Source organism: Streptomyces pallidus (ex Mingjun et al. 2026), assembly GCF_051550185.1.
GTDB lineage: Bacteria > Actinomycetota > Actinomycetes > Streptomycetales > Streptomycetaceae > Streptomyces.
In genome coordinates, this window is sequence record NZ_CP196181.1 from 1,504,348 (window position 1) to 1,523,337 (window position 18,990).

Below are 18,990 nucleotides of genomic sequence, written 5' to 3' on the forward strand. Positions count from 1 at the left end.
TCGGACCCTTTCGCGGGCAGCGTCGGTAGGCATGGGCGGGCATGGGCATGGCGTCCTGTGCCGTCAAGGGGGGCCTCGGGGGGTGGGGGTCCTGAGGGAAACGGAACGCCCGTCCGCCTGACGACGAACGGGCGTTCCACCATGCCTACAGATCACGTACGGGAGTTCGCAAGGCGCGTCCCTGCGCGGGGTTCCGTTTCGGCCACCTGCGCGCCACCCCCCGTACCCCCGGGCGACGCTTCCGGACGCTACCGCCTGCGGCGGTCCTCCGAGCCCGGGCCGGCGAGCCCGGCCCGGCGCAGCGCGTCGGCCATGGCGCTGTTGGCGGGGGCCGGGGCGCCGCCGCCCTGGCGCCGGCCCTCGCCGCCCGACCGGCCCTCGCCGCCCGACCGGCCACCGCCACCGCGCCGGCCGTCCTGGCCGCCGCGCTGCTGCGGGGGACGGCCGCCGCCGCGCCGCTCCTGGCGGTCCTCGCGCTGGCGGGGCGCGCCCGCGGCGGAGCCGGCCTCGTCCTCCAGTCGGAGGGTCAGCGAGATCCGCTTGCGCGGGATGTCCACGTCGAGGACCTTCACCCGGACGATGTCGCCCGGCTTGACCACGTCGCGCGGGTCCTTGACGAAGTTCTTCGACAGGGCCGAGACGTGGGCCAGTCCGTCCTGGTGGACGCCGATGTCGATGAACGCGCCGAAGGCGGCCACGTTGGTGACGACGCCCTCCAGGACCATGCCGGGAGCCAGGTCGCCGATCTTCTCGACGCCCTCCTTGAACGCGGCCGTCCGGAACGCCGGCCGCGGGTCGCGGCCCGGCTTCTCCAGCTCGCCGAGGATGTCGGTGACGGTCGGCAGACCGAAGGCCTCGGTGACGAACTGCTCGGGCTTCAGCGAGCGCAGCACCGACGCGTTGCCGATCAGGGCGGCCACCTCGCTGCCGGCGGTCTTCGCCATGGCCCGGACGACCGGGTAGGCCTCGGGGTGCACGCTGGAGAAGTCCAGCGGGTCGTCGCCGCCGCGGATCCGCAGGAAGCCCGCGCACTGCTCGTACGCCTTCGGGCCGAGCCGGGGCACGTCCTTGAGGGCCTTGCGGCTGCGGAACGGGCCGTTGGCGTCGCGGTGGGCCACGATGTTCTCGGCGAGTCCGCCGCTGATGCCCGACACGCGGGCGAGCAGCGGCGCGGAGGCGGTGTTGACGTCCACGCCGACGCCGTTCACGCAGTCCTCGACGACCGCGTCGAGGGAGCGGGACAGCTTCACCTCGGACAGGTCGTGCTGGTACTGGCCGACGCCGATGGACTTGGGGTCGATCTTGACGAGCTCGGCGAGCGGGTCCTGCAGGCGGCGGGCGATGGACACCGCCCCGCGCAGCGACACGTCCATGTCCGGGAGCTCCTGCGAGGCGAAGGCGGAGGCCGAGTACACGGAGGCGCCCGCCTCGGAGACCATGACCTTGGTCAGCTTCAGCCCGGGGTGGCGGGAGATCAGCTCGCCGGCCAGGCGGTCCGTCTCGCGGGAGGCGGTGCCGTTGCCGATGGCGACGAGTTCCACCCGGTGCTGCTCGGCGAGGCGGGCGAGCTTGGCCAGCGCCTCGTCCCAGCGGTTCGCGGGGACGTGCGGGTGGATGACGTCGGTGGCCACGACCTTGCCGGTGGCGTCCACCACGGCGACCTTCACACCGGTGCGGAAGCCCGGGTCGAGGCCGAGCGTGGCCCGGGTGCCGGCGGGGGCCGCGAGGAGCAGGTCGCGCAGGTTGGCGGCGAAGACCCGGACGGCCTCGTCCTCGGCGGCGGAGCGCAGCCGCATCCGGAGGTCGATGCCGAGGTGCACCTGGATCTTCGTGCGCCAGGCCCAGCGGACCGTGTCGCCGAGCCACTTGTCGCCGGGCCGGCCGCGGTCGGCCACGCCGAAGCGGCGGGCGATCATGCCCTCGTACGCGGACGGGCCGGGGGTGGCCGCCGTGTCGGGGTCCTCCGGCTCCAGGGTGAGGTCGAGGACGTCCTCCTTCTCGCCGCGCAGCATGGCGAGGACGCGGTGCGAGGGCAGCGCGGTGAACGGCTCGGCGAAGTCGAAGTAGTCGGCGAACTTCGCCCCCGCCTCCTCCTTGCCCTCGCGGACCTTCGCGGCCAGCCGGCCGCGGCCCCACATGCGCTCGCGCAGCTCTCCGATGAGGTCGGCGTCCTCGGCGAACCGCTCGGTGAGGATGGCGCGGGCGCCTTCGAGGGCCGCCGCGGGGTCCGCGACGCCCTTGTCCGCGTCGACGAACGCGGCCGCGGCGGCGGCCGGTTCCACCGACGGATCGGCGAGCAGGCCGTCGGCGAGCGGCTCCAGGCCGGCCTCGCGGGCGATCTGCGCCTTGGTCCGCCGCTTCGGCTTGAACGGGAGGTAGATGTCCTCCAGTCGGGCCTTGGTGTCGGCCGCGTTGATCCGGGCCTCCAGCTCGGCGTCGAGCTTGCCCTGCTCCCGGACGGAGTCCAGGATCGCCGCGCGCCGGTCCTCCAGCTCGCGCAGATAGCGCAGCCGCTCCTCGACGGTGCGCAGCTGGGCGTCGTCGAGCATCTCGGTCGCTTCCTTGCGGTAGCGCGCGATGAACGGCACGGTGGAGCCGCCGTCGAGCAGCTCGACGGCGGCCTTGACCTGCCGTTCCCGTACGCCGAGCTCCTCGGCGATCCTGCCTTCGATGGACGTCGTCACGATCGGTCCCGTCTGCCTTCGTTGTGCGTTGGACGGCTGCCCATTGTGGCAGGTGGCGGTGACGACGGCCGGGAGACCCGCGCCCCGGCGGCCCCGCGCCCCGGCGGCCCGGCGGCGCGCCCGGGGCGCGTCCGGGCCGCCCCGGGCGTCAGGCCGCCTTGCCGAAGGCGTTGGAGGGGAAGGCGCCCGCGCTGACGGCCCGGGCGGCGAAGCCGCCGCCGAGTTCGGCGAGGCGGGCCAGGCCTTCGGCGCCCAGGTGCCGGTACGGGGCGGCGTCGAGGCGGTCGGTCTCGTCCTCCAGGTGCTCGCGGACGGCCGTGCCCTCGGCGGTGAGGTCGCCCTCGTCGTCGAGGAGCCCGCGGGCGCGCAGCCGGGCCGCGGCGGCGTCGATGTCCTCCTGCTCCCAGCCGCGGACCGCCTTGATCCACTTGGCGTTCATGCCGCGGCCGGTCGCACTGTGGGTGACCAGGGCTTCGAGGGGGTCCAGGCCGGCCAGGAGCAGGGCGGCGACGTGGCCGTCGCCGCGGTGCTCGCGCAGCAGGGTGGTGGCGTGCCACAGCCGCAGGTGCGGCTCCTCGGGGACGGGGAGGTCGGCGTGGGCGGCGTAGAGGGGCCGGGCGTGCCGGGTGCAGGCCTCGGTGGCGCGCATGGCCAGGTCCGCGGCTTCGGCCAGCTCCGGGGAGGCGACGGTGTCGTCGCCGAGGAGGCGGCGCAGGGTGCGGTCGGCGGCGCGCAGGCGGGCGGCGAGGGCCTGCTCGGGGGTGATGGTGTCCCAGACGGCCGGGAGGTGCCGGGCGAGGTGGTCGTAGCGGTAGTTGTAGAAGGTGGCGGCGACGGTGCCGGTGCCGACGGCGCCCATCGCGGCGGCCCGGGAGGACAGGGCCGCCCGGGTGTGGTCGTCGACGCCGAGGGCGGCGAACTCGGCGGTCAGGTCGGGCGAGAAGTAGATGGTCGCGTGGAGCGGGTTGATCGCGCCGTGCCAGGCGCTGCGTGCGGCGTGCTCGGGAAGCGTCATGCGAGCAGGTTACCGACTGCTCGGTATGCCGGTCCGCCGGGTCCCCGGCAGGACCGGTTCCGCCTCGCTAACGACGTCGAACCGGCCGAAAGGAGACGGGTGCGGCGCAGCCTGCCGGGTGCCGGGGCCTCGGGTTCAGCGGCGCCAGCGGTTCCGGTCGGGCCCGTTGCAGGTGTAGACGGCGCCGGACCTGCTCACGCCCGTGGCCCCGGCCGGCGCGCAGAAGGCCCCGGGCGTCACGGTGCCGGCGCCCGGCCCTTCCCCGGTCGAACCGCCGGACGAACCGCCGGACGAACCGGCCGGGGCTGACCCGCCCGAGGTGCCCGGGCGCTCGTCGGCACCGTCGTCGTCGCCGGCGGCCGCCGGGGGCGGTGCGGAGCTGGGGTGGAGCAGGGCGCCCGGGGCGGCGGGGCAGCCGGTGCCGGGTGCGGCGAGGTGGAGGACGGCGGTGGCGGTCCGGGCGGAGCGGACCTCCTGCCCGGCTTCCGGATCCTGGAAGCAGACGGTCCAGCCGTCGGCCGCGGCGGCGGCGGGGACGACGTCCGCGTACGCGCCCTTCGGCTCGACGGTCCGGAAGGCCAACGGCGCCAGGGTCCGGCCGGCCTCGGCGAAGGTCCGGCCGACCACCTTGGGCATCGCCGGGTACGGGATCGGGTCGCCGTCCCTGGCCGGGCAGGGCCACTCGGTGCGCACCACGGCGAAGTCGAGCGTGGCGGGCCCGGCCGGTGGCTGCTCCGCCGGGGTCTGGAAGCAGACGCGCCACGCGTCCTCGTCCGCCTGGGCGGCGTCCTCGGGGCCGGCGTCGTGGGAGGCGGTGCGCCATCCGAGCGCCGCTGCGGCCGCCTTGGCCTGCCGCAGGCTCCGGCCCACCTGGTCGGGGGGCGGGGCTGCGGCCGTCCCACCCGGGGCGGTGGTGGCGGGCGCGGCCGCGGGCCGGGCGTCGCCCGCGGTCCCGTCCGGCGGGTCGCCGAGCAGCGGCACCAGGAACCAGAGACCGGCGAGGACCGTGGCGACGGCCTTGCCCGGCGTCCGCCAGCGGCTCGTCCAGGCGAGGGCGATACCGATCGGCGGCAGGAGCACCAGCAGGGCGACGATCAGAGCGGGGTGCTGCCACCACCACCTGGTCCGGACGTGGGCACGGGGGTACTGCGCGGGAAAGGTCACGGGGCTTCCTCGCGACGTTTCGTCGTGATGGGCGCGTGCGCCCGCCGCTCCTCCCGGGCCGCACCCGGAAGCGGGAGTTCATTGTCTGATGGTCAGACAGGAACCGCAGGGTTTTCGCCAAAGCCGCCCGGAGATGCACCGCGGAGGATTCGGGACAAGCCGCCCGCCCCGTACGACGCACCCGGCACACCCGCCCGCACCGCCACGGGCCCGAACGGCCCGGGGACACGGCGGATGCGCAGGCCGGGCCGGGTGCCGGGGTACGCCGTCCGAAGGGCGGTTTCCTTGCGACCGGATGGCGATCGTGTGACAGCAGGGGCCATGGACATGACGTGGCGGACCGGGCGTGAATACGGTCGGACAAAGCCACCCCCCTCACCACTTGGAGCACCTGTGCACCGCAAAGTCATCGCCCCGAGCGTGCTCGCCGCGTCCCTGCTGCTGGTGATCCCGGCGTCGGCCGCGGGTTCCGCCGCGGGCGCGCCGGGTATCGGCGACCCCTACTACCCGGCCAGCGGCAACGGCGGGTACGACGTGTCCCACTACGACCTGCGCCTGCAGTACCAGCCGAAGACGGACCTGTTGGAGGGCACCGCCACGCTGCTGGCCACCGCCACCCAGGACCTGTCCCGCTTCAACCTCGACTTCGGGCTGAAGGTCAGCGAGGTCCGCGTCAACGGTGCGAAGGCGAAGTTCGCCACCTCCGGCGCGCACGAGCTGGAGGTCACCCCCGCCCAGGCGCTGCCGAAGGGCCGCCCTGCCACCGTCGTCGTCAAGTACGCGGGCAAGCCCTCGGAGTTCAAGGTCGACGGCTGGTCGGCCTGGCAGCGCACCCCGGACGGGGGGGTCGCGGCGCAGGAGCCGGACGCGGCCGCCTGGTGGTTCCCGAGCAACGACCACCCCCTGGACAAGGCCACCTTCGACATCTCGGTGAACGTCCCGGACGGCACGCAGGCCATCAGCAACGGCGTCCTGCAGTCGCAGAGTTCACGGCTCGGCTGGACCCGCTACAACTGGCGCTCGAACAAGCCGCAGGCCACGTACCTGGCCACCCTCGCCGTCGGCAAGTTCGACGTCACCACCGACAAGACGGCGAGCGGCCTGCCCGTCCTCAACGCCTACAGCAGGGACCTCGGCGACAACGCGGGCGCGGCGCGCGCCAGCGTGGAGCGGACCGCGGAGGTCGCCGAGTGGCTGGAGGGGGTCTTCGGCACCTACCCCTTCAACGCCCTGGGCGGCTACGTGCCCAACGTGCCGAGCGGCTTCGCGCTGGAGACCCAGACCCGCCCGTTCTACAGCCCGCGCCAGTTCGCGAACGGCTCCAACGTGTCGGTGGTGGTGCACGAGCTGGCCCACCAGTGGTACGGCGACAGCGTGTCCGTGGACGGCTGGAAGGACATCTGGGTCAACGAGGGCTTCGCCCGCTACGCCCAGTGGCTGTGGTCGGAGAAGGAGGGCGAGGGCACCGCGCAGGAGCTGGCCGACTGGGCGTACGGGCTGCGCGCCGCGGACGACCCGTTCTGGCAGGTCAAGCCGGGCGACCCGGGCCCGGACAACCAGTTCCACGGGGCCGTGTACGACCGCGGCGCGATCGCCATCCAGGCGCTGCGCAACGAGGTCGGCGACGAGGCGTTCTTCGCGATCCTGAAGGGCTGGCCGACCGAGCGGGCCTACGGCAACGCGAAGGTCGGCGACTTCGTCCGGTACGCCGAGAAGGTGTCGAAGAAGCCGCTGGCCCAGCTGTTCGAGACCTGGCTGTACACGCCGGGCAAGCCGCAGTTCGCCCCGCCGGCCGGCGCGTCGAAGGACGCCCGCGCCCTGCGGGCGCCGGCCGCGGAGCGGGTGGAGCCGAAGTCCTGGAAGAAGATCGCCGCGACGGACTCGGTCCACGACCGCGAGCACGGCAGCGAGCACGGCAGCGGCCACGGCCACGCCCACGGCCGCTGACGCACCGCCCCGAACCGGGTCCGTGCGGTCCTGTGCGCGCCGGCGTCCCTCAGCGGGCGCCGGCGCGCCACTGCGCCCGGGCCCGGCGGGCGATGGGCAGGTACCGCAGCCGCTCCGGCAGCAGCGGTACCAGCAGCCGTACGGCCGTGCTGAACCGCCTGAGCCTGCGCTCCTGGGCGGCGGTCCATTCCAGCCCGATCGCGGCGCGGGCGTCGGGCGGCATGTACCCGACGGTGACGAAGGCCCGGAACCGCAGGAAGGCCGCCCGCAGCGCCGGCCAGAAGAGCGGCAGGAGCAGCCGCACGGGCAGCGGGCCGCCGGTGGGCCGCGGCAGGGGCACGTCGGTGGCGACGAGTTCCCGGGCGACCTTGGTCGGTTCGATCTCCTCCGCCAGCATCCGGCGGTAGTAGGGCCAGTACTCCTCGATGGTCTGGGGCATGTCCCGGTCGTGCAGGCCCAGGATCCGCCCGACCTGGAGCCATTCGCGGTACAGCTGCCGCTCCTGCGCCGGGGTGAAGCGGCGCAGCAGGTAGCGCCCGGCGTACAGGTAGATCGGGAAGCCGGTGGCGTGCACCCACGCGTAGCAGGCGGGGTCGAGGGAGTGGTAGCGCCGGCCCCGGGTGTCGACGCCCTGGATCTCCTTGTGCAGGCGGCGCACCCGGCGGCCCTCCTCGGCGGCCTGCTCCCCGCCGTACACCCACAGCTGGACGGAGCGCAGCGAGCGCTCGCCGCGCCCCCAGGGGTCGGTGCGGAAGACCGAGTGCTCGTCGACGCCGGCGCCGATGGCGGGGTGGGCGACCTGCATGGTGAAGGCCGCGGGCAGCATCAGCAGGGCCCGGACGTCACCGGAGATGGTCCACAGCACCCCTCCGGGGGCCGGCGGCCGCGGGTCGGGCCGGCGGGTGCCGGCCGGGCGCGGGCTCGGTGCGGCGGGCTGCTGTGCGGCGGTCATGCGCGTCCCCCTGGTTCGGTGCTCCGTACGTCCAGTATGGCCAAGGGGGCATCCGTTTCCCCAGGTAGGCGGCCCGGCGGCGAAACCCGGTGGGGGTGGGGCCGTCCGCGGTGGTGTCATGGGGCGCATGCGCGACGACACGGCGGCAGTGGTGGACCGGGGCGGCTATCCGGAGGCGGTGACGCCCTGGGACGGGGAGCCCTGGCCGACGCCCTGGCCCGCTGGGTGCCCGAGCACGTGCTCGCGCCGCTCGCGGTCGCCGCGGACCGCGGCTGGGTCCTGCTGCCCGACGGCGGTCCCCTGTTCCGGGGCGTGCTGGACCGCGGCCCCGGCGGAGCGGGCGGGTCAGCCGTTCGCCCCGCGGCCGGGCCGGTTCACCTTCTTCGACTGGGGCGACGCGGCCGTGTCGCACCCGTTCTGCAGCCTGCTGGTCCCGGCCCGGGCGGCCCGCGCCCGGTACGGGGCCGGGATGCTGCCCCGGCTCCGGGACGCCTACCTGGAGCCGTGGGCGGGCGACGGGGCCACGGCCGGGGAACTGCGGCGCGCGGTGTCCCTGGCCTGGCGGCTCGGCGCGATCGGCCGCGCCGCGTCGTGGGGCCGCGTCTTCCCCGAGGCGGCCGGAACGAGCACGGCGAACAGCACAAACAGTGCGAACGGCCACTCCGACAGCGCCCGTTGGCTTCTGGAACTGCTCGCCGAGCCCGCACTGTAAGGACGGCGTCAGAAAGTCGTGTCACGGCTGTTACCCCGAGGTAACCGCGGCTGCTTGGATGACGGAGTCCCTCTCCCCCACGGATTCCTGGAGAGTTCATGCCTCCCGTCCAGCACAGCCGTCGCCGCCGCGCCGCCGTCGCCGCTGCCGCCGCGGTCGCCGCCGGCGCGCTGACCGCCGCCACCGCTCCGGCCGCCGGCGCCGCCGAGAACGCCGCGGCCGCCCCCCGGCTGAGCGTCCTCACGTACAACGTGTTCCTGATGAGCAAGAACCTGTACCCGAACTGGGGCCAGGACCACCGGGCCGCGCAGATACCGCGGGCCCCCTTCTTCCAGGGCCACGACGTGGTCGTGCTCCAGGAGGCCTTCGACAACGGCGCCTCGGACGCGCTGAAGGCCAACTCGTCGGCGCAGTACCCGTACCAGACCCCGGTCGTCGGGCGCAGCAGGACCGGCTGGGACGCGACGGGCGGCGCCTACTCCACCACCACCCCGGAGGACGGCGGCGTCACGATCCTGAGCAAGTGGCCGATCGTCCGCAAGGAGCAGGTCGTCTACAAGGACGCCTGCGGCGCCGACTGGTGGTCCAACAAGGGCTTCGCCTACGTCGTGCTGAACGTGGGCGGCACGAAGGTGCACGTGGTCGGCACGCACGCGCAGTCCACCGACCCGGGTTGCGGCGCGGGCGAGGCGGCGCAGATGCGCGCCCGTCAGTTCCAGGCGATCGACGCCTTCCTGGACGGCAAGAACATCCCGGCGGACGAGCAGGTCATCGTCGCCGGCGACATGAACGTCGACTCCCGCACACCCGAGTACGCGTCCATGCTCGCCAACGCCGACCTGGCGGGCTCCGACGCGCGCACGGGACACCCGTACTCCTTCGACACGGCCCTGAACTCGATCGCGAACTACCGCTACCCCACCGACCCGCGCGAGGACCTGGACTACGTCCTGTACCGCAAGGGCAACGCCCGCCCGGCCGGCTGGGAGAACAACGTGGTCAAGGAGGAGACGGCCCCCTGGACGGTCTCCAGCTGGGGCACGTCCTACACGTACACCAACCTCTCCGACCACTACCCGGTGATCGGCCGCTAACCCCCGCCCCAGCCGTCCGCCGGCCCGCCCCCTGCCACGCCCGCGAGCCGTGGCAGGGGGAGCTTTCGTGCGGTCAGGCCCCGCGCACTGGCGCCATGCCGTCCACGGCGTCGAGGGCCTGGCCCCACGGGTACGGCCTCTTCTCGCCCGGCTGGTTCGGCACGAACCCGCCCTCGCCGTACAGCACGCGGACACCGGCCGACCGGAGCGTTTCCAGTGACAGCGGGAACTGGGGGTGCTGCGCGTACGCGGCATTCACGCACGGCATGACGGCCATCGGGACGCCCTTGCCGATGCCCTCCGCCACGACCCCGACGACCCACGTGTCGGTGATCCCCAGCGCCCACCGGTTGACGGTGTTCATGGTCGCGGGGGCGAGCAGCACGGCGTCCGCGGACGGCCACACGTCCGGCTCTCCCGGACGCTTGTACCGCGTACGCACCGGATGCCCGGTCAGGGCTGCCAGCCCCGGGATACTGTCCTCCAGCCAGTCCGCGGCCGTGGGGGTCAGGCCCAGGCAGACGTCCCAGCCGCGAGCCTGCGCCTCCTCCACGACCGCGGCGATCTCGAAAACGGGCGGGGCGGCCGAGCAGAGCAGGTACAAGGTCCTCGTCGTCATGGCCCCCGAGCCTATGCAATCGCCCCCCAGCTCCGAAGGGCGCCCGGGGCGACCACGAGACCACGCCCCCGGCGCCGTGGGCACCGGTACCGTCCTTGATGACGAGTCTTGGACGGAGACCAGCATGCCTCTACACGACGACCACACCGGTTCCCGGATCAGGGAGCAGCGTCGCTTACGGCGTCTCTCACAGCGCGAGTTGGCCGACCGGATTCCGTACAGCCTCAGCCTGCTGAACCAGGTCGAGTGCGGTGCCCGCTCCGCAACTCCCGGTTTCGTTGCGGCAGTGGCGCGAGCACTCGGGGTGGACGCGTCCAAGCTGACAGGACCGCCAGCCGTGGCACCACTGCCCTCCGAGCGGCTGCTCGCCCTTCTCGCCCCGATCCGGGAGGCGCTCGACCGGTTCGACCTCGGACCGAACCCGGGCCTGACTGCTGTCCGGCCGGCGCACACGCTGATCGCCGAGGCGGACGCACTGTGCCGACAGGTGCGTGCCGCCCACCTGCGTGCGGCGGCCAATGCGCTGCCCGGCCTAATCGTGGAACTGACCCACACGGTGTGGACCGCCCCGTCAACGCCGCTGTGGCGGGCCCTCGCCTCGGCGTACCGCACCGCCCACGACGTGGCGCTGAAGCTTGACCACCCTGACCTCGCCCGCGTCGCTCTGGACCGGATGGGATGGGCCGCGGGGAGGGCCTCGGACCCGTGTACCGAGGCGGTGCAGCGGTACAAGCGGGCGATCCTGTGGCGCTGCGCGACGAGCCTGCCGCTGATCTCGTCGGGGCACTGCCTCCTGGCCGAGGAGACGGGCCGCGAGGCCCTCGCGGTGGCCGGGCAGCTCCACCTCGGAGCGGCCTCTGTCGCCGCGAAGAACGAGGACGCCACCGCGGTGGCAACGCATCTGGCCGCCGCGCGGGACCTGGCGGACCGCGTTGGCGGCGAAGCCACGGAGGTGCACTGGCTCTCGTTCGGGCGGGTCAACGTCCAACTGCACGAACTCGGTGCATCGATCGCGATGCACCGCTTCGACGATGCTCTCGCTCAGGCCCGCGCGCTGAAGCTGCCGGAGTCGATGCTGACGTCGCGCCGGGCCCGCTATTTGGTGGATCGGGCGCTGGTCGAGATGGAGGCCGGCTCCGCCAAGACGTCGCTGCGGTACTTGACGGAGGCCAGGAAGTTGGCGCCGGAACAGACACGGCATCTGTCCGGTACCCGGGCCACCATCCGCGGACTGGTGCACATGTCGCGGCGGGCCCCGGACGGTCTCGGGGGCATGGCCCGCTGGATCGGCATGTAGCACTCACAATTCTGTGAGCGTTCAGCCCTCGCCCAACCGTCACGCTGGTGTCTCCTCCTCTTCACGACGACAGGGAGCACCGGCATGGCCATGCCGCAGGATCAGGATCACGTGGACGCGACCGCCCTGGTGGCCCGGGCGCTCGTCCCGTACGGGGAGCGGCCTGGACCGGAAGGCGTCGCGGCGCTCACCGACGCCCTGATCACCTGCGGGCAGCGGCTTCACCGCGTCCTCTGCGAGACGCCTGCGCGGCAGCGGCCCGCCGGGGCGTTCGAGGCCCTCGCCGAGTGGGAGTACTTCGCGGCGGTGGGCCCACTGGGGTCCGGCCCCCACGCGAACTGGAACCACGCCCGCGGCCTCGCCCGCATCATCCGGCAGCTGATGCGCGCGCTGGAGCAGGCGGCCGGGGCGAGCGCGTCGTGACCCGGCGCTTCCCCGGACCCGCCCGGGTGTGTCCGGTCGCGTTGGCGGCGTGGCCCCCGGCCGCCGCGGACCGGGGGCCGGGGGCCGGGGCCGGTGCGGGGCGGGTTACGGGGCTTCGTACGGTTCCGCGTAGAGGCCCTCGATCAGGTCTGCGTACTTCTCCCGGACCACCCTGCGGCGCAGCTTCAGCGAGGGCGTCAGCTCCCCCGACTCCGGGCCCCATTCGGCGGTCAGCAGCCGGTAGCGCTTGATCTGTTCGGTGCGGTTGAGCCGGGCGTTGGCCGCCTCGACCGCGCGGGCGACCTCCTCGCGGACCGCCGGGTGGCGGGCGAGTTCGGCCAGGGTGCCGGAGCCGGAGGTGGCGCCGATGCCGCGGGCCGCGGCCCAGGCCGGAGCCAGCTCCGCGTCCAGCACGAGCAGGGCGACGAGGTAGGAGCGGCCGTCGCCGTGCACCATGGCCTGGCCGATCAGCGGGTGCTCCTTGACGGTGTTCTCCACCAGGGCGGGCGAGACGTTCTTGCCGGTCGAGGTGACGATGAGTTCCTTCTTGCGGTCCGTCAGCCACAGGAAGCCGTCCTCGTCGAGCCGGCCCACGTCCCCGGTGGGGAACCAGCCGTCGGCGTCGTGCGCGGCCTCCAGCGAGCCGTCGGGCCGCAGGTAGCCGCCGAAGACGGTCTCCCCGCGGGCGAGGACCTCCCCGTCCTCGGCCAGCCGCAGCTCCAGGCCGTCGATCGGGCGGCCGACGGAGCCGAGGCGGAAGGCGTCGGGGCTGTTCACGGTACAGACGCCCGAGGTCTCGGTCAGGCCCCAGGCGTCCATGATCGTGATCCCCCAGCCGGCCCAGAAGCGGACCACGTCGATCGGCATCGGCGCGGTGGCGCTGGCCGTCCACACCAGCCGGTCCAGCCCGGCCAGCCCCAGCAGCGGGTCCAGGACCTGCTCCTTGGCCCGCGCGTACGAGGCTTCGAGCGCGGCCGGGACCGCCTCGCCGCGCTCGCGGTGCCCGGCCCGGGTGCGGGCGAGGCCGTTGGCGGCCTCGATGGCCTCGCGCTGCCCGGCCGGCAGCTGCGCGAGCACCGCCCGTACGGACGCGGCGAGCTTCTCCCACACCCGGGGCACCCCGAAGAACTGCACCGGGTGCAGCTCGCGGACGGCCGGCGCCACGGCCGCCGGGTCGGCGACCATCCGGACGTGCGCCGCCCGCAGCAGCGGCAGGTAGATCCCGAGGATGCGCTCCGCGATGTGCGCGAAGGGCAGGTAGCAGATGTGCTCGGCGTGTTCGGGCAGTGCGACGCGCCGGTCCAGGCGCACGGCCTGGAGCAGGATGTTGCGGTGGGTCAGCCGGACGCCCTTGGGGTCCCCGGTGGTGCCCGAGGTGTAGACGACGGTCAGCGGGTCCCCGGGCCGGGCCTCCCGCCAGGCCTTCTCGAACGCGTCGGCGCGGTGCAGCCGGGCCCCGCTCGCGTACAGGGAGGCGTACGTGCCGTGCCCGGCGGCGTCCGCGGCCTCGGCGACGACCAGCCGCTCCAGGGGGACCGCGGGGTCGGCGAGCAGCGGCTCCCAGCGGGCGAGCTCGCGGGCGCCCTCGACCAGGGCGAGGCGGGCCCGGCTGTGGCGGGCGATGTGGGCGACCTGCCCGGGCGCGGAGGTCCCGTACACGGTGACCGGGACGGCGCCGAGGTGGACGAGGGCGAGGTCGCTGAGCCAGTGCTCGGGCCGGTTGCCCATCATGATCAGGACGTGGTCGCCGCGCTCCACGCCGAGGGCCGCGTACCCGGCGGCGAGGACGGCGACCCTGCGCCGGACCTCGGCCCAGCCGAGGGTGGTCCAGTCGGAGGAGCCGGGGGCGGTGCGCCACGAGAGGGCGGGGAGGTCGCCGTACTCGGCGGCGTTGCGGGCCAGCAGGGCGGGGAGGGTGAGCTCTTCGGGACGTCCGGGCAGTCGCAGTTTCGTGGTCATGGGCAGCTCCTGGCCGTTTCACATCGTTGGTGCGACAGCAATACTGTTGAACCGCGGTACTGGAACGGGACGTGCTGAGCAGAGAGCGGGGCGAGAGACCATGACCACCCGGGCACCCGAGCCCACGCTCACCGTCGACGAGCTCGCCTCCCGGGCGGGGGTCACCGTCCGCACCGTACGGTTCTACAGCACGCGCGGCCTTTTGCCCCCTCCCGTGATCGGACCCCGTCGCGTGGGGCACTACGGGCCGGAGCACCTCTCGCGGCTGGCGCTGATCGAGGAGCTCCAGCACCAGGGAATGACCCTGTCCGCCATCGAGCGCTACCTCGACGCCCTGCCCGACGACCTGAACGCGCACGACCTGGCCATCCACCGGGCGCTGGTGGCGTCCTGGGCGCCGGACTCGGCCGAGGAGGTGTCCCGGGAGGAGCTGGAGAAGCGGGCCGGGCGGCCGCTGCCGGAGGAGGAGCTGCACCGCCTCGCGGCGATGGACGTGATCGCGGCGCGTGGCGGGGGGTTCCGGGTGGACCCGGCGCTGCTGCGGCTCGGGGTGGCGCTGCTCGACGTGCCGATCTCCCACGCGACGATCCTCGCCGCGCGCCGGGTGATGCTGGAGCACGCCCGGGCGACGGCGCAGGAGCTGACCCGCCTCTTCCGGGACGACGTGTGGGGGCCGTTCACCGAGGGCGAGGACGACCCGGAGCGGGTGGAGTCCATGAAGGCGCTGTCGGCGCACATGCAGCCGATGGTGGTGCAGGCCCTGGTCACCGCGTTCCAGCGGTCGCTGAAGGAGGAGCTGCGGGCGGCGTTCGCCACGGGCGACTGACACGGCCCCGCACGGATCACCGCACGGGTCGGCCAACTTCGCTGCGGAGAGGGTAGGTTCGGCTGCATGTCCTTGATCCACAGAACGACGATGACCCCCACCAAGCTGGAGCTCCTCGCCTCGTGGCTCCCCGAGCAGCCCTGGTACACGGCCACGGGGGGCGCCCCGGAGCCGGTGAAGATCGGCGGGTTCCGCCTCGACGACCCGCAGGGCGAGGTGGGCATCGAATTCATGGTCGTGGCCGACGCCTCCGCCGAGCCGCCGGTCGCCTACCACGTGCCGATGACCTACCGGGGCGCCCCGCTCGCCGGCGCCGAGGCGGGCCTGCTGGGCACGTCGGAGCACGGCGTGCTGGGCACCCGCTGGCTGTACGACGCCACCCACGACCCGGTGGCGGTGGAGCGGCTGCTCGCCCTGCTGCGGGGTGAGGCCGAGCCGCAGGCGCAGAGCGTCTCCGACACCCCCGACCCGACGGTCGCCGTGGAGAACGCGGCCACCGCACTGCCGGACCCGGGCCCGCGGGCGGACCCGGAGCCCGCGCACGGGCCGCAGGGCACCGAGGTCCGGGTGGCCGGGCTGCCCGCCACCCTGTCCGTGACGCGCGTCCTGCGGCCGGGTACGCCGCCGGACGGCGCGGCCGCCGTGGTCACCGGCTGGACCCTGCCCGACGGAACCGCGCAGCGCGGGGTGTTCGCCGCCCTGCCCGGCACCACGGCCTGACCCGGCGCTCCGGGGCCGATCGGTCCCGGGCCGGGCCGGCCAGTCCCGGCGGCTCCGGGGCCGGTCCGTGCGGGGCCGGTCCGTGCGGGGCCGGTCCGTTCCGGCGGACCGGCCCCGTACGCCTGCTCAGTCGGCGTACGTCTCGCCGCGCTCGGCCTTGGCGACCAGCGAGGCGGGCGGCGTGAACCGCTCGCCGTACTGGGCCGCCAACTCCCGGGCGCGGGCCACGAACCCGGGCAGACCGCCCTCGTACCCGTTGATGTACTGGATGACGCCGCCGGTCCAGGCCGGGAAGCCGATGCCCATGATGGAGCCGATGTTGGCGTCGGCGATCGAGGTCAGCACGCCCTCGTCGAGGCAGCGCACGGTGTCCAGGGCCTCCGAGAAGAGCATTCGCTCCTTCATGTCCTCGAAGGGGATCTCCGCGTCCGGCTTGGCGAAGTGCTCGCGCAGCCCCGGCCAGATCCGGACCCGCTTGCCCGCCTCGTCGTACTCGTAGAAGCCGGCGCCGCCGCTGCGGCCGGGGCGGCCGAAGTCGTCGACCATCCGGTCGATGACCACGTCCGCCGGGTGCGGGGTCCACGAGCGGCCCTCGGCCTCGGCGGCCTTGCGGGTCTCGTTGCGGATCTTGCGCGGGAGGGTGAGGGTGAGCTCGTCCATCAGGGAGAGCACCTTGGCCGGGTAGCCGGCCTGGGCCGCGGCCTGCTCGACGGAGGCGGGCTCGATGCCCTCGCCGACCATCGCGACACCCTCGTTGATGAACTGGCCGATGACCCGCGAGGTGAAGAAGCCGCGGGAGTCGTTCACCACGATCGGGGTCTTGTTGATCTGCCGGACCAGGTCGAAGGCGCGGGCGATGGCCTCGTCGCCGGTGCGCTCCCCCTTGATGATCTCCACGAGGGGCATCTTGTCGACGGGCGAGAAGAAGTGCAGCCCGATGAAGTCGCCCGGCCGGTCCACGCCCTCGGCGAGCCCGGTGATGGGCAGGGTGGAGGTGTTGGAGCACAGCAGCGCGTCGGGGGCGACGACGTCCTGTACCTCCTGGAACACCCGGTGCTTGAGGCCGGTGTCCTCGAAGACGGCCTCGATCACGGCGTCGCAGCCCGCCAGGTCGGCGGTGTCGGCGGTCGGGGTGATCCGGGCCAGCAGCTCGGCCCGCTTGGCCTCGGTGGTGCGGCCCTTGGCGAGCGCCTTGTCGAGCAGCTTCTCGGAGTACGCCTTGCCCTTCGCCGCCGCCTCCGCGGTGACGTCCTTGAGGACCACCTCGATGCCGGCGCGGGCGCAGGAGTACGCGATGCCCGCGCCCATCATCCCGGCGCCGAGGACGGCGACCTTGCGGACCGGACGCGGCTCGGAGCCCTGCGGGCGGCTGCGGCCCGCGTTGACGGCCTGGAGGTCGAAGAAGAACGCCTGGATCATGTTCTTGGCGGTCTGGCCGGTCACCAGCTCGGTGAAGTAGCGGGCCTCGATGGTCAGCGCCGTCTCGAAGTCCACCTGGGCGCCTTCGACGGCGCAGGCCATGATGTTGCGCGGGGCCGGGTACGGGGCCCCGTTCAGCTGCTTCTTGAGGTTCGCGGGGAACGCCGGGAGGTTGGCGGCGAACCGCGGGTTCGACGGCGTACCGCCGGGGATCTTGTAGCCGGGGACGTCCCAGGGCTGCTGCGACTCGGGGTGGGCGTCGATGAAGGCGCGCGCCTTGGCGAGCATCTCCTCGGGCGTGGCGGCCAGTTCGTGGACGAGGCCGTTGTCGAGGGCGCGCTGCGGGGTGTACTGGGTGCCCTGGAGCAGGACCTTCAGCAGGGCGTCGGTGATGCCCATGAGGCGGACGGTGCGGGTGACGCCGCCGCCGGCGGGGAGCAGGCCGAGGGTGACCTCGGGCAGGCCGATCTTCGAGCCGGGCGCGTCGAGGGCGATCCGGTGGTGGGAGGCGAGGCAGATCTCGTAACCGCCGCCGAGGGCCGCCCCGTTGATGGCGGCGACGACGGGCTTGCCGAGGGTCTCGATGCGGCGCAGCGAGCGCTTGATCTCGGTGCCGGTGTCGAAGGCCAGCCGTGCGTCCTCGGGGCGCAGCCGGACCATGTCCTTGAGGTCGCCGCCGGCGAAGAAGGTCTTCTTGGCGGAGGTGTAGATGATGCCGCGGATGGAGTCCTTCTCGGCCTCGGCGCGGTCCGCGATGGCCGCGATGGAGTCCTTGAAGGCCTGGTTCATCGTGTTGGCGGACTGGTCGGGGTCGTCGAGGACGAGGGTGACGACGCCGGTCTCGTCCTGCTCCCAGCGGATCGTGGTGGACTCGCTCATGTTCGCTACTTCCGTGTCAGCCGTGTCGGAGGGGATCAGGGGGTGCAGGACGGTGTCAGAGGCGCTCGACGACGGTCGCGACGCCCATGCCGCCGCCGACGCAGAGGGTGACGAGGCCGTAGCGCTTGTCCTGGCGCTCCAGTTCGTCGATGACGGTGCCGAGGATCATCGCGCCGGTGGCACCGAGCGGGTGGCCGAGGGCGATGGCGCCGCCGTTGACGTTGACCTTGTCGAGGGAGACGCCCATGTCCTTGACGAAGCGCAGGACGACGCCGGCGAAGGCCTCGTTGATCTCGATGAGGTCGATGTCGTCGATGGTCAGGCCGGCTTTGGCGAGGGCCTTGCGGGTCGCCGGGGCCGGGCCGGTGAGCATGATGGTGGGCTCGGAGCCGGAGACGGCCGCGGAGACGATCCGGGCGCGCGGGGTGAGGCCGGCGCGCTCGCCCGCCTCGCGGGAGCCGATCGCGACGAGCGAGGCGCCGTCGACGATGCCGGAGGAGTTGCCCGCGTGGTGGACGTGGTCGATCTTCTCGACCCAGTGGTACTTCTGCAGGGCGACGGCGTCGAAGCCGCCGAGCTCGCCGATGTCCGCGAAGGACGGCTTGAGCTTGGCGAGGGTGTCGGCGGTGGTGCCCGGGCGGATGAACTCGTCGTGGTCGAGCACGACGAGGCCGTTGCGGTCGGTGACCGGGACGAGGGACCGGGCGAAGCGGCCCTCCTTCACGGCGTGGGCGGCGCGCTCCTGGGAGAGGGCCGCGTACTCGTCGACGTCGCGGCGGGAGAAGCCCTCGATGGTGGCGATCAGGTCGGCGCCGATGCCCTGCGGGACGAAGTTGACGTCCCAGTTCGTCATGGGGTCGTTGAACCAGGCGCCGCCGTCCGAGGCCATCGGGACCCGGGACATCGACTCCACGCCGCCCGCGAGGACCAGGTCCTCCCAGCCGGAGCGGACCTTGGCCGCGGCCATGTTGACGGCTTCCAGGCCGGAGGCGCAGAAGCGGTTCTCCTGTACGCCGGCCACGGTGTCCGGCAGTCCCGCGGCGACGGCCGCGATGCGGGCGATGTCGGAGCCCTGGTCGCCGACCGGGCCGACGACGCCGAGGACGATGTCGTCGATCGCGGCGGGGTCCAGCCCGGGGTTGCGCTCGCGCAGGGCGTGGATGAGGCCGACGACCAGGTCGATCGGCTTGGTGCCGTGCAGGGAGCCGCTGGCCTTGCCGCGGCCGCGCGGCGTGCGGATCGCGTCGTACACGTACGCTTCGGTGCTCACTGGTCAAGCC

General features: G+C 73.7%; 15 protein-coding genes. 7 read left to right on the plus strand and 8 right to left on the minus strand.

The genetic code is table 11. The features are described 5' to 3' along the window. Positions 1–248: 248 nt before the first annotated feature. From ACSHWO_RS06470 to ACSHWO_RS06480, 3 genes are all read right to left on the minus strand, one after another. Positions 249–2,684 (minus strand): Tex family protein, encoded by a 2,436-nt coding sequence (locus ACSHWO_RS06470; protein WP_438310385.1) that lies wholly within the window; start codon positions 2,682–2,684, stop codon positions 249–251. A gap of 148 nt (positions 2,685–2,832) precedes the next feature. Continuing rightward, positions 2,833–3,699, minus strand: a complete 867-nt coding sequence (locus tag ACSHWO_RS06475; RefSeq protein ID WP_361092275.1) for an SCO6745 family protein — start codon at positions 3,697–3,699, stop codon at positions 2,833–2,835. A gap of 135 nt (positions 3,700–3,834) precedes the next feature. After that, on the minus strand, positions 3,835–4,863 hold the full coding sequence (locus ACSHWO_RS06480; protein ID WP_438310386.1) for a hypothetical protein: 1,029 nt from the start codon (positions 4,861–4,863) through the stop codon (positions 3,835–3,837). A gap of 393 nt (positions 4,864–5,256) precedes the next feature. On the opposite strand from ACSHWO_RS06480, the gene ACSHWO_RS06485 reads away from it, so the two are divergent. Next, entirely contained in the window at positions 5,257–6,810 is a 1,554-nt protein-coding gene (locus tag ACSHWO_RS06485; protein WP_385804851.1) for a M1 family metallopeptidase, read from the plus strand. A gap of 49 nt (positions 6,811–6,859) precedes the next feature. On the opposite strand, the gene ACSHWO_RS06490 is transcribed toward ACSHWO_RS06485, so the two are convergent. Next, positions 6,860–7,762 (minus strand): oxygenase MpaB family protein, encoded by a 903-nt coding sequence (locus ACSHWO_RS06490; protein ID WP_438310387.1) that lies wholly within the window; start codon positions 7,760–7,762, stop codon positions 6,860–6,862. Between the two features lie 127 nt (positions 7,763–7,889). Between ACSHWO_RS06490 and ACSHWO_RS06495 the strand changes: the two genes are divergently transcribed. Next, on the plus strand, positions 7,890–8,474 hold the full coding sequence (locus ACSHWO_RS06495; protein ID WP_438310389.1) for a hypothetical protein: 585 nt from the start codon (positions 7,890–7,892) through the stop codon (positions 8,472–8,474). A gap of 98 nt (positions 8,475–8,572) precedes the next feature. Beyond that, entirely contained in the window at positions 8,573–9,568 is a 996-nt protein-coding gene (sph, locus tag ACSHWO_RS06500; RefSeq protein WP_438310391.1) for a sphingomyelin phosphodiesterase, read from the plus strand. A gap of 73 nt (positions 9,569–9,641) precedes the next feature. Here the strand turns inward: sph and ACSHWO_RS06505 are convergent, their stop codons facing one another. Then, on the minus strand, positions 9,642–10,187 hold the full coding sequence (locus tag ACSHWO_RS06505; RefSeq protein ID WP_385804855.1) for a flavoprotein: 546 nt from the start codon (positions 10,185–10,187) through the stop codon (positions 9,642–9,644). A 124-nt stretch (positions 10,188–10,311) separates the two neighbouring features. Between ACSHWO_RS06505 and ACSHWO_RS06510 the strand changes: the two genes are divergently transcribed. Continuing rightward, on the plus strand, positions 10,312–11,484 hold the full coding sequence (locus ACSHWO_RS06510) for a helix-turn-helix domain-containing protein (protein WP_438310393.1): 1,173 nt from the start codon (positions 10,312–10,314) through the stop codon (positions 11,482–11,484). An 84-nt stretch (positions 11,485–11,568) separates the two neighbouring features. Further along, positions 11,569–11,907, plus strand: a complete 339-nt coding sequence (locus ACSHWO_RS06515) for a DUF6415 family natural product biosynthesis protein (RefSeq protein WP_385804856.1) — start codon at positions 11,569–11,571, stop codon at positions 11,905–11,907. A 105-nt stretch (positions 11,908–12,012) separates the two neighbouring features. Here ACSHWO_RS06515 and ACSHWO_RS06520 read toward each other — a convergent pair whose 3' ends face one another. Continuing rightward, positions 12,013–13,866, minus strand: coding sequence for an AMP-dependent synthetase/ligase (locus tag ACSHWO_RS06520; RefSeq protein ID WP_438310394.1), 1,854 nt, complete (start codon positions 13,864–13,866; stop codon positions 12,013–12,015). Between the two features lie 100 nt (positions 13,867–13,966). Between ACSHWO_RS06520 and ACSHWO_RS06525 the strand changes: the two genes are divergently transcribed. After that, positions 13,967–14,692: a MerR family transcriptional regulator gene (locus ACSHWO_RS06525; protein ID WP_361092243.1), complete on the plus strand. Its 726-nt coding sequence runs from the start codon at positions 13,967–13,969 to the stop codon at positions 14,690–14,692. A gap of 66 nt (positions 14,693–14,758) precedes the next feature. Beyond that, positions 14,759–15,412, plus strand: coding sequence for a maltokinase N-terminal cap-like domain-containing protein (locus ACSHWO_RS06530; RefSeq protein ID WP_438310395.1), 654 nt, complete (start codon positions 14,759–14,761; stop codon positions 15,410–15,412). A 126-nt stretch (positions 15,413–15,538) separates the two neighbouring features. Here the strand turns inward: ACSHWO_RS06530 and ACSHWO_RS06535 are convergent, their stop codons facing one another. Both ACSHWO_RS06535 and ACSHWO_RS06540 read right to left on the minus strand, forming a co-directional pair. Next, positions 15,539–17,710 (minus strand): 3-hydroxyacyl-CoA dehydrogenase NAD-binding domain-containing protein, encoded by a 2,172-nt coding sequence (locus ACSHWO_RS06535; RefSeq protein ID WP_438310397.1) that lies wholly within the window; start codon positions 17,708–17,710, stop codon positions 15,539–15,541. 55 nt (positions 17,711–17,765) lie between these two features. Next, positions 17,766–18,980, minus strand: a complete 1,215-nt coding sequence (locus ACSHWO_RS06540) for an acetyl-CoA C-acetyltransferase (RefSeq protein WP_361092234.1) — start codon at positions 18,978–18,980, stop codon at positions 17,766–17,768. Between the last annotated feature and the right edge of the window lie 10 nt (positions 18,981–18,990).

Excerpts from the sequence above, each read along its gene's own strand:
- ACSHWO_RS06525 (WP_361092243.1), top strand. The coding sequence starts at position 13,967 with ATGACCACCCGGGCACCCGAGCCCACGCTCACCGTCGACGAGCTCGCC.
- ACSHWO_RS06520 (WP_438310394.1), bottom strand. The coding sequence starts at position 13,866 with ATGACCACGAAACTGCGACTGCCCGGACGTCCCGAAGAGCTCACCCTC.
- ACSHWO_RS06530 (WP_438310395.1), top strand. The coding sequence starts at position 14,759 with ATGTCCTTGATCCACAGAACGACGATGACCCCCACCAAGCTGGAGCTC.
- ACSHWO_RS06475 (WP_361092275.1), bottom strand. The coding sequence starts at position 3,699 with ATGACGCTTCCCGAGCACGCCGCACGCAGCGCCTGGCACGGCGCGATC.
- ACSHWO_RS06505 (WP_385804855.1), bottom strand. The coding sequence starts at position 10,187 with ATGACGACGAGGACCTTGTACCTGCTCTGCTCGGCCGCCCCGCCCGTT.
- ACSHWO_RS06535 (WP_438310397.1), bottom strand. The coding sequence starts at position 17,710 with ATGAGCGAGTCCACCACGATCCGCTGGGAGCAGGACGAGACCGGCGTC.
- ACSHWO_RS06510 (WP_438310393.1), top strand. The coding sequence starts at position 10,312 with ATGCCTCTACACGACGACCACACCGGTTCCCGGATCAGGGAGCAGCGT.
- ACSHWO_RS06490 (WP_438310387.1), bottom strand. The coding sequence starts at position 7,762 with ATGACCGCCGCACAGCAGCCCGCCGCACCGAGCCCGCGCCCGGCCGGC.
- sph (WP_438310391.1), top strand. The coding sequence starts at position 8,573 with ATGCCTCCCGTCCAGCACAGCCGTCGCCGCCGCGCCGCCGTCGCCGCT.
- ACSHWO_RS06515 (WP_385804856.1), top strand. The coding sequence starts at position 11,569 with ATGGCCATGCCGCAGGATCAGGATCACGTGGACGCGACCGCCCTGGTG.
- ACSHWO_RS06495 (WP_438310389.1), top strand. The coding sequence starts at position 7,890 with ATGCGCGACGACACGGCGGCAGTGGTGGACCGGGGCGGCTATCCGGAG.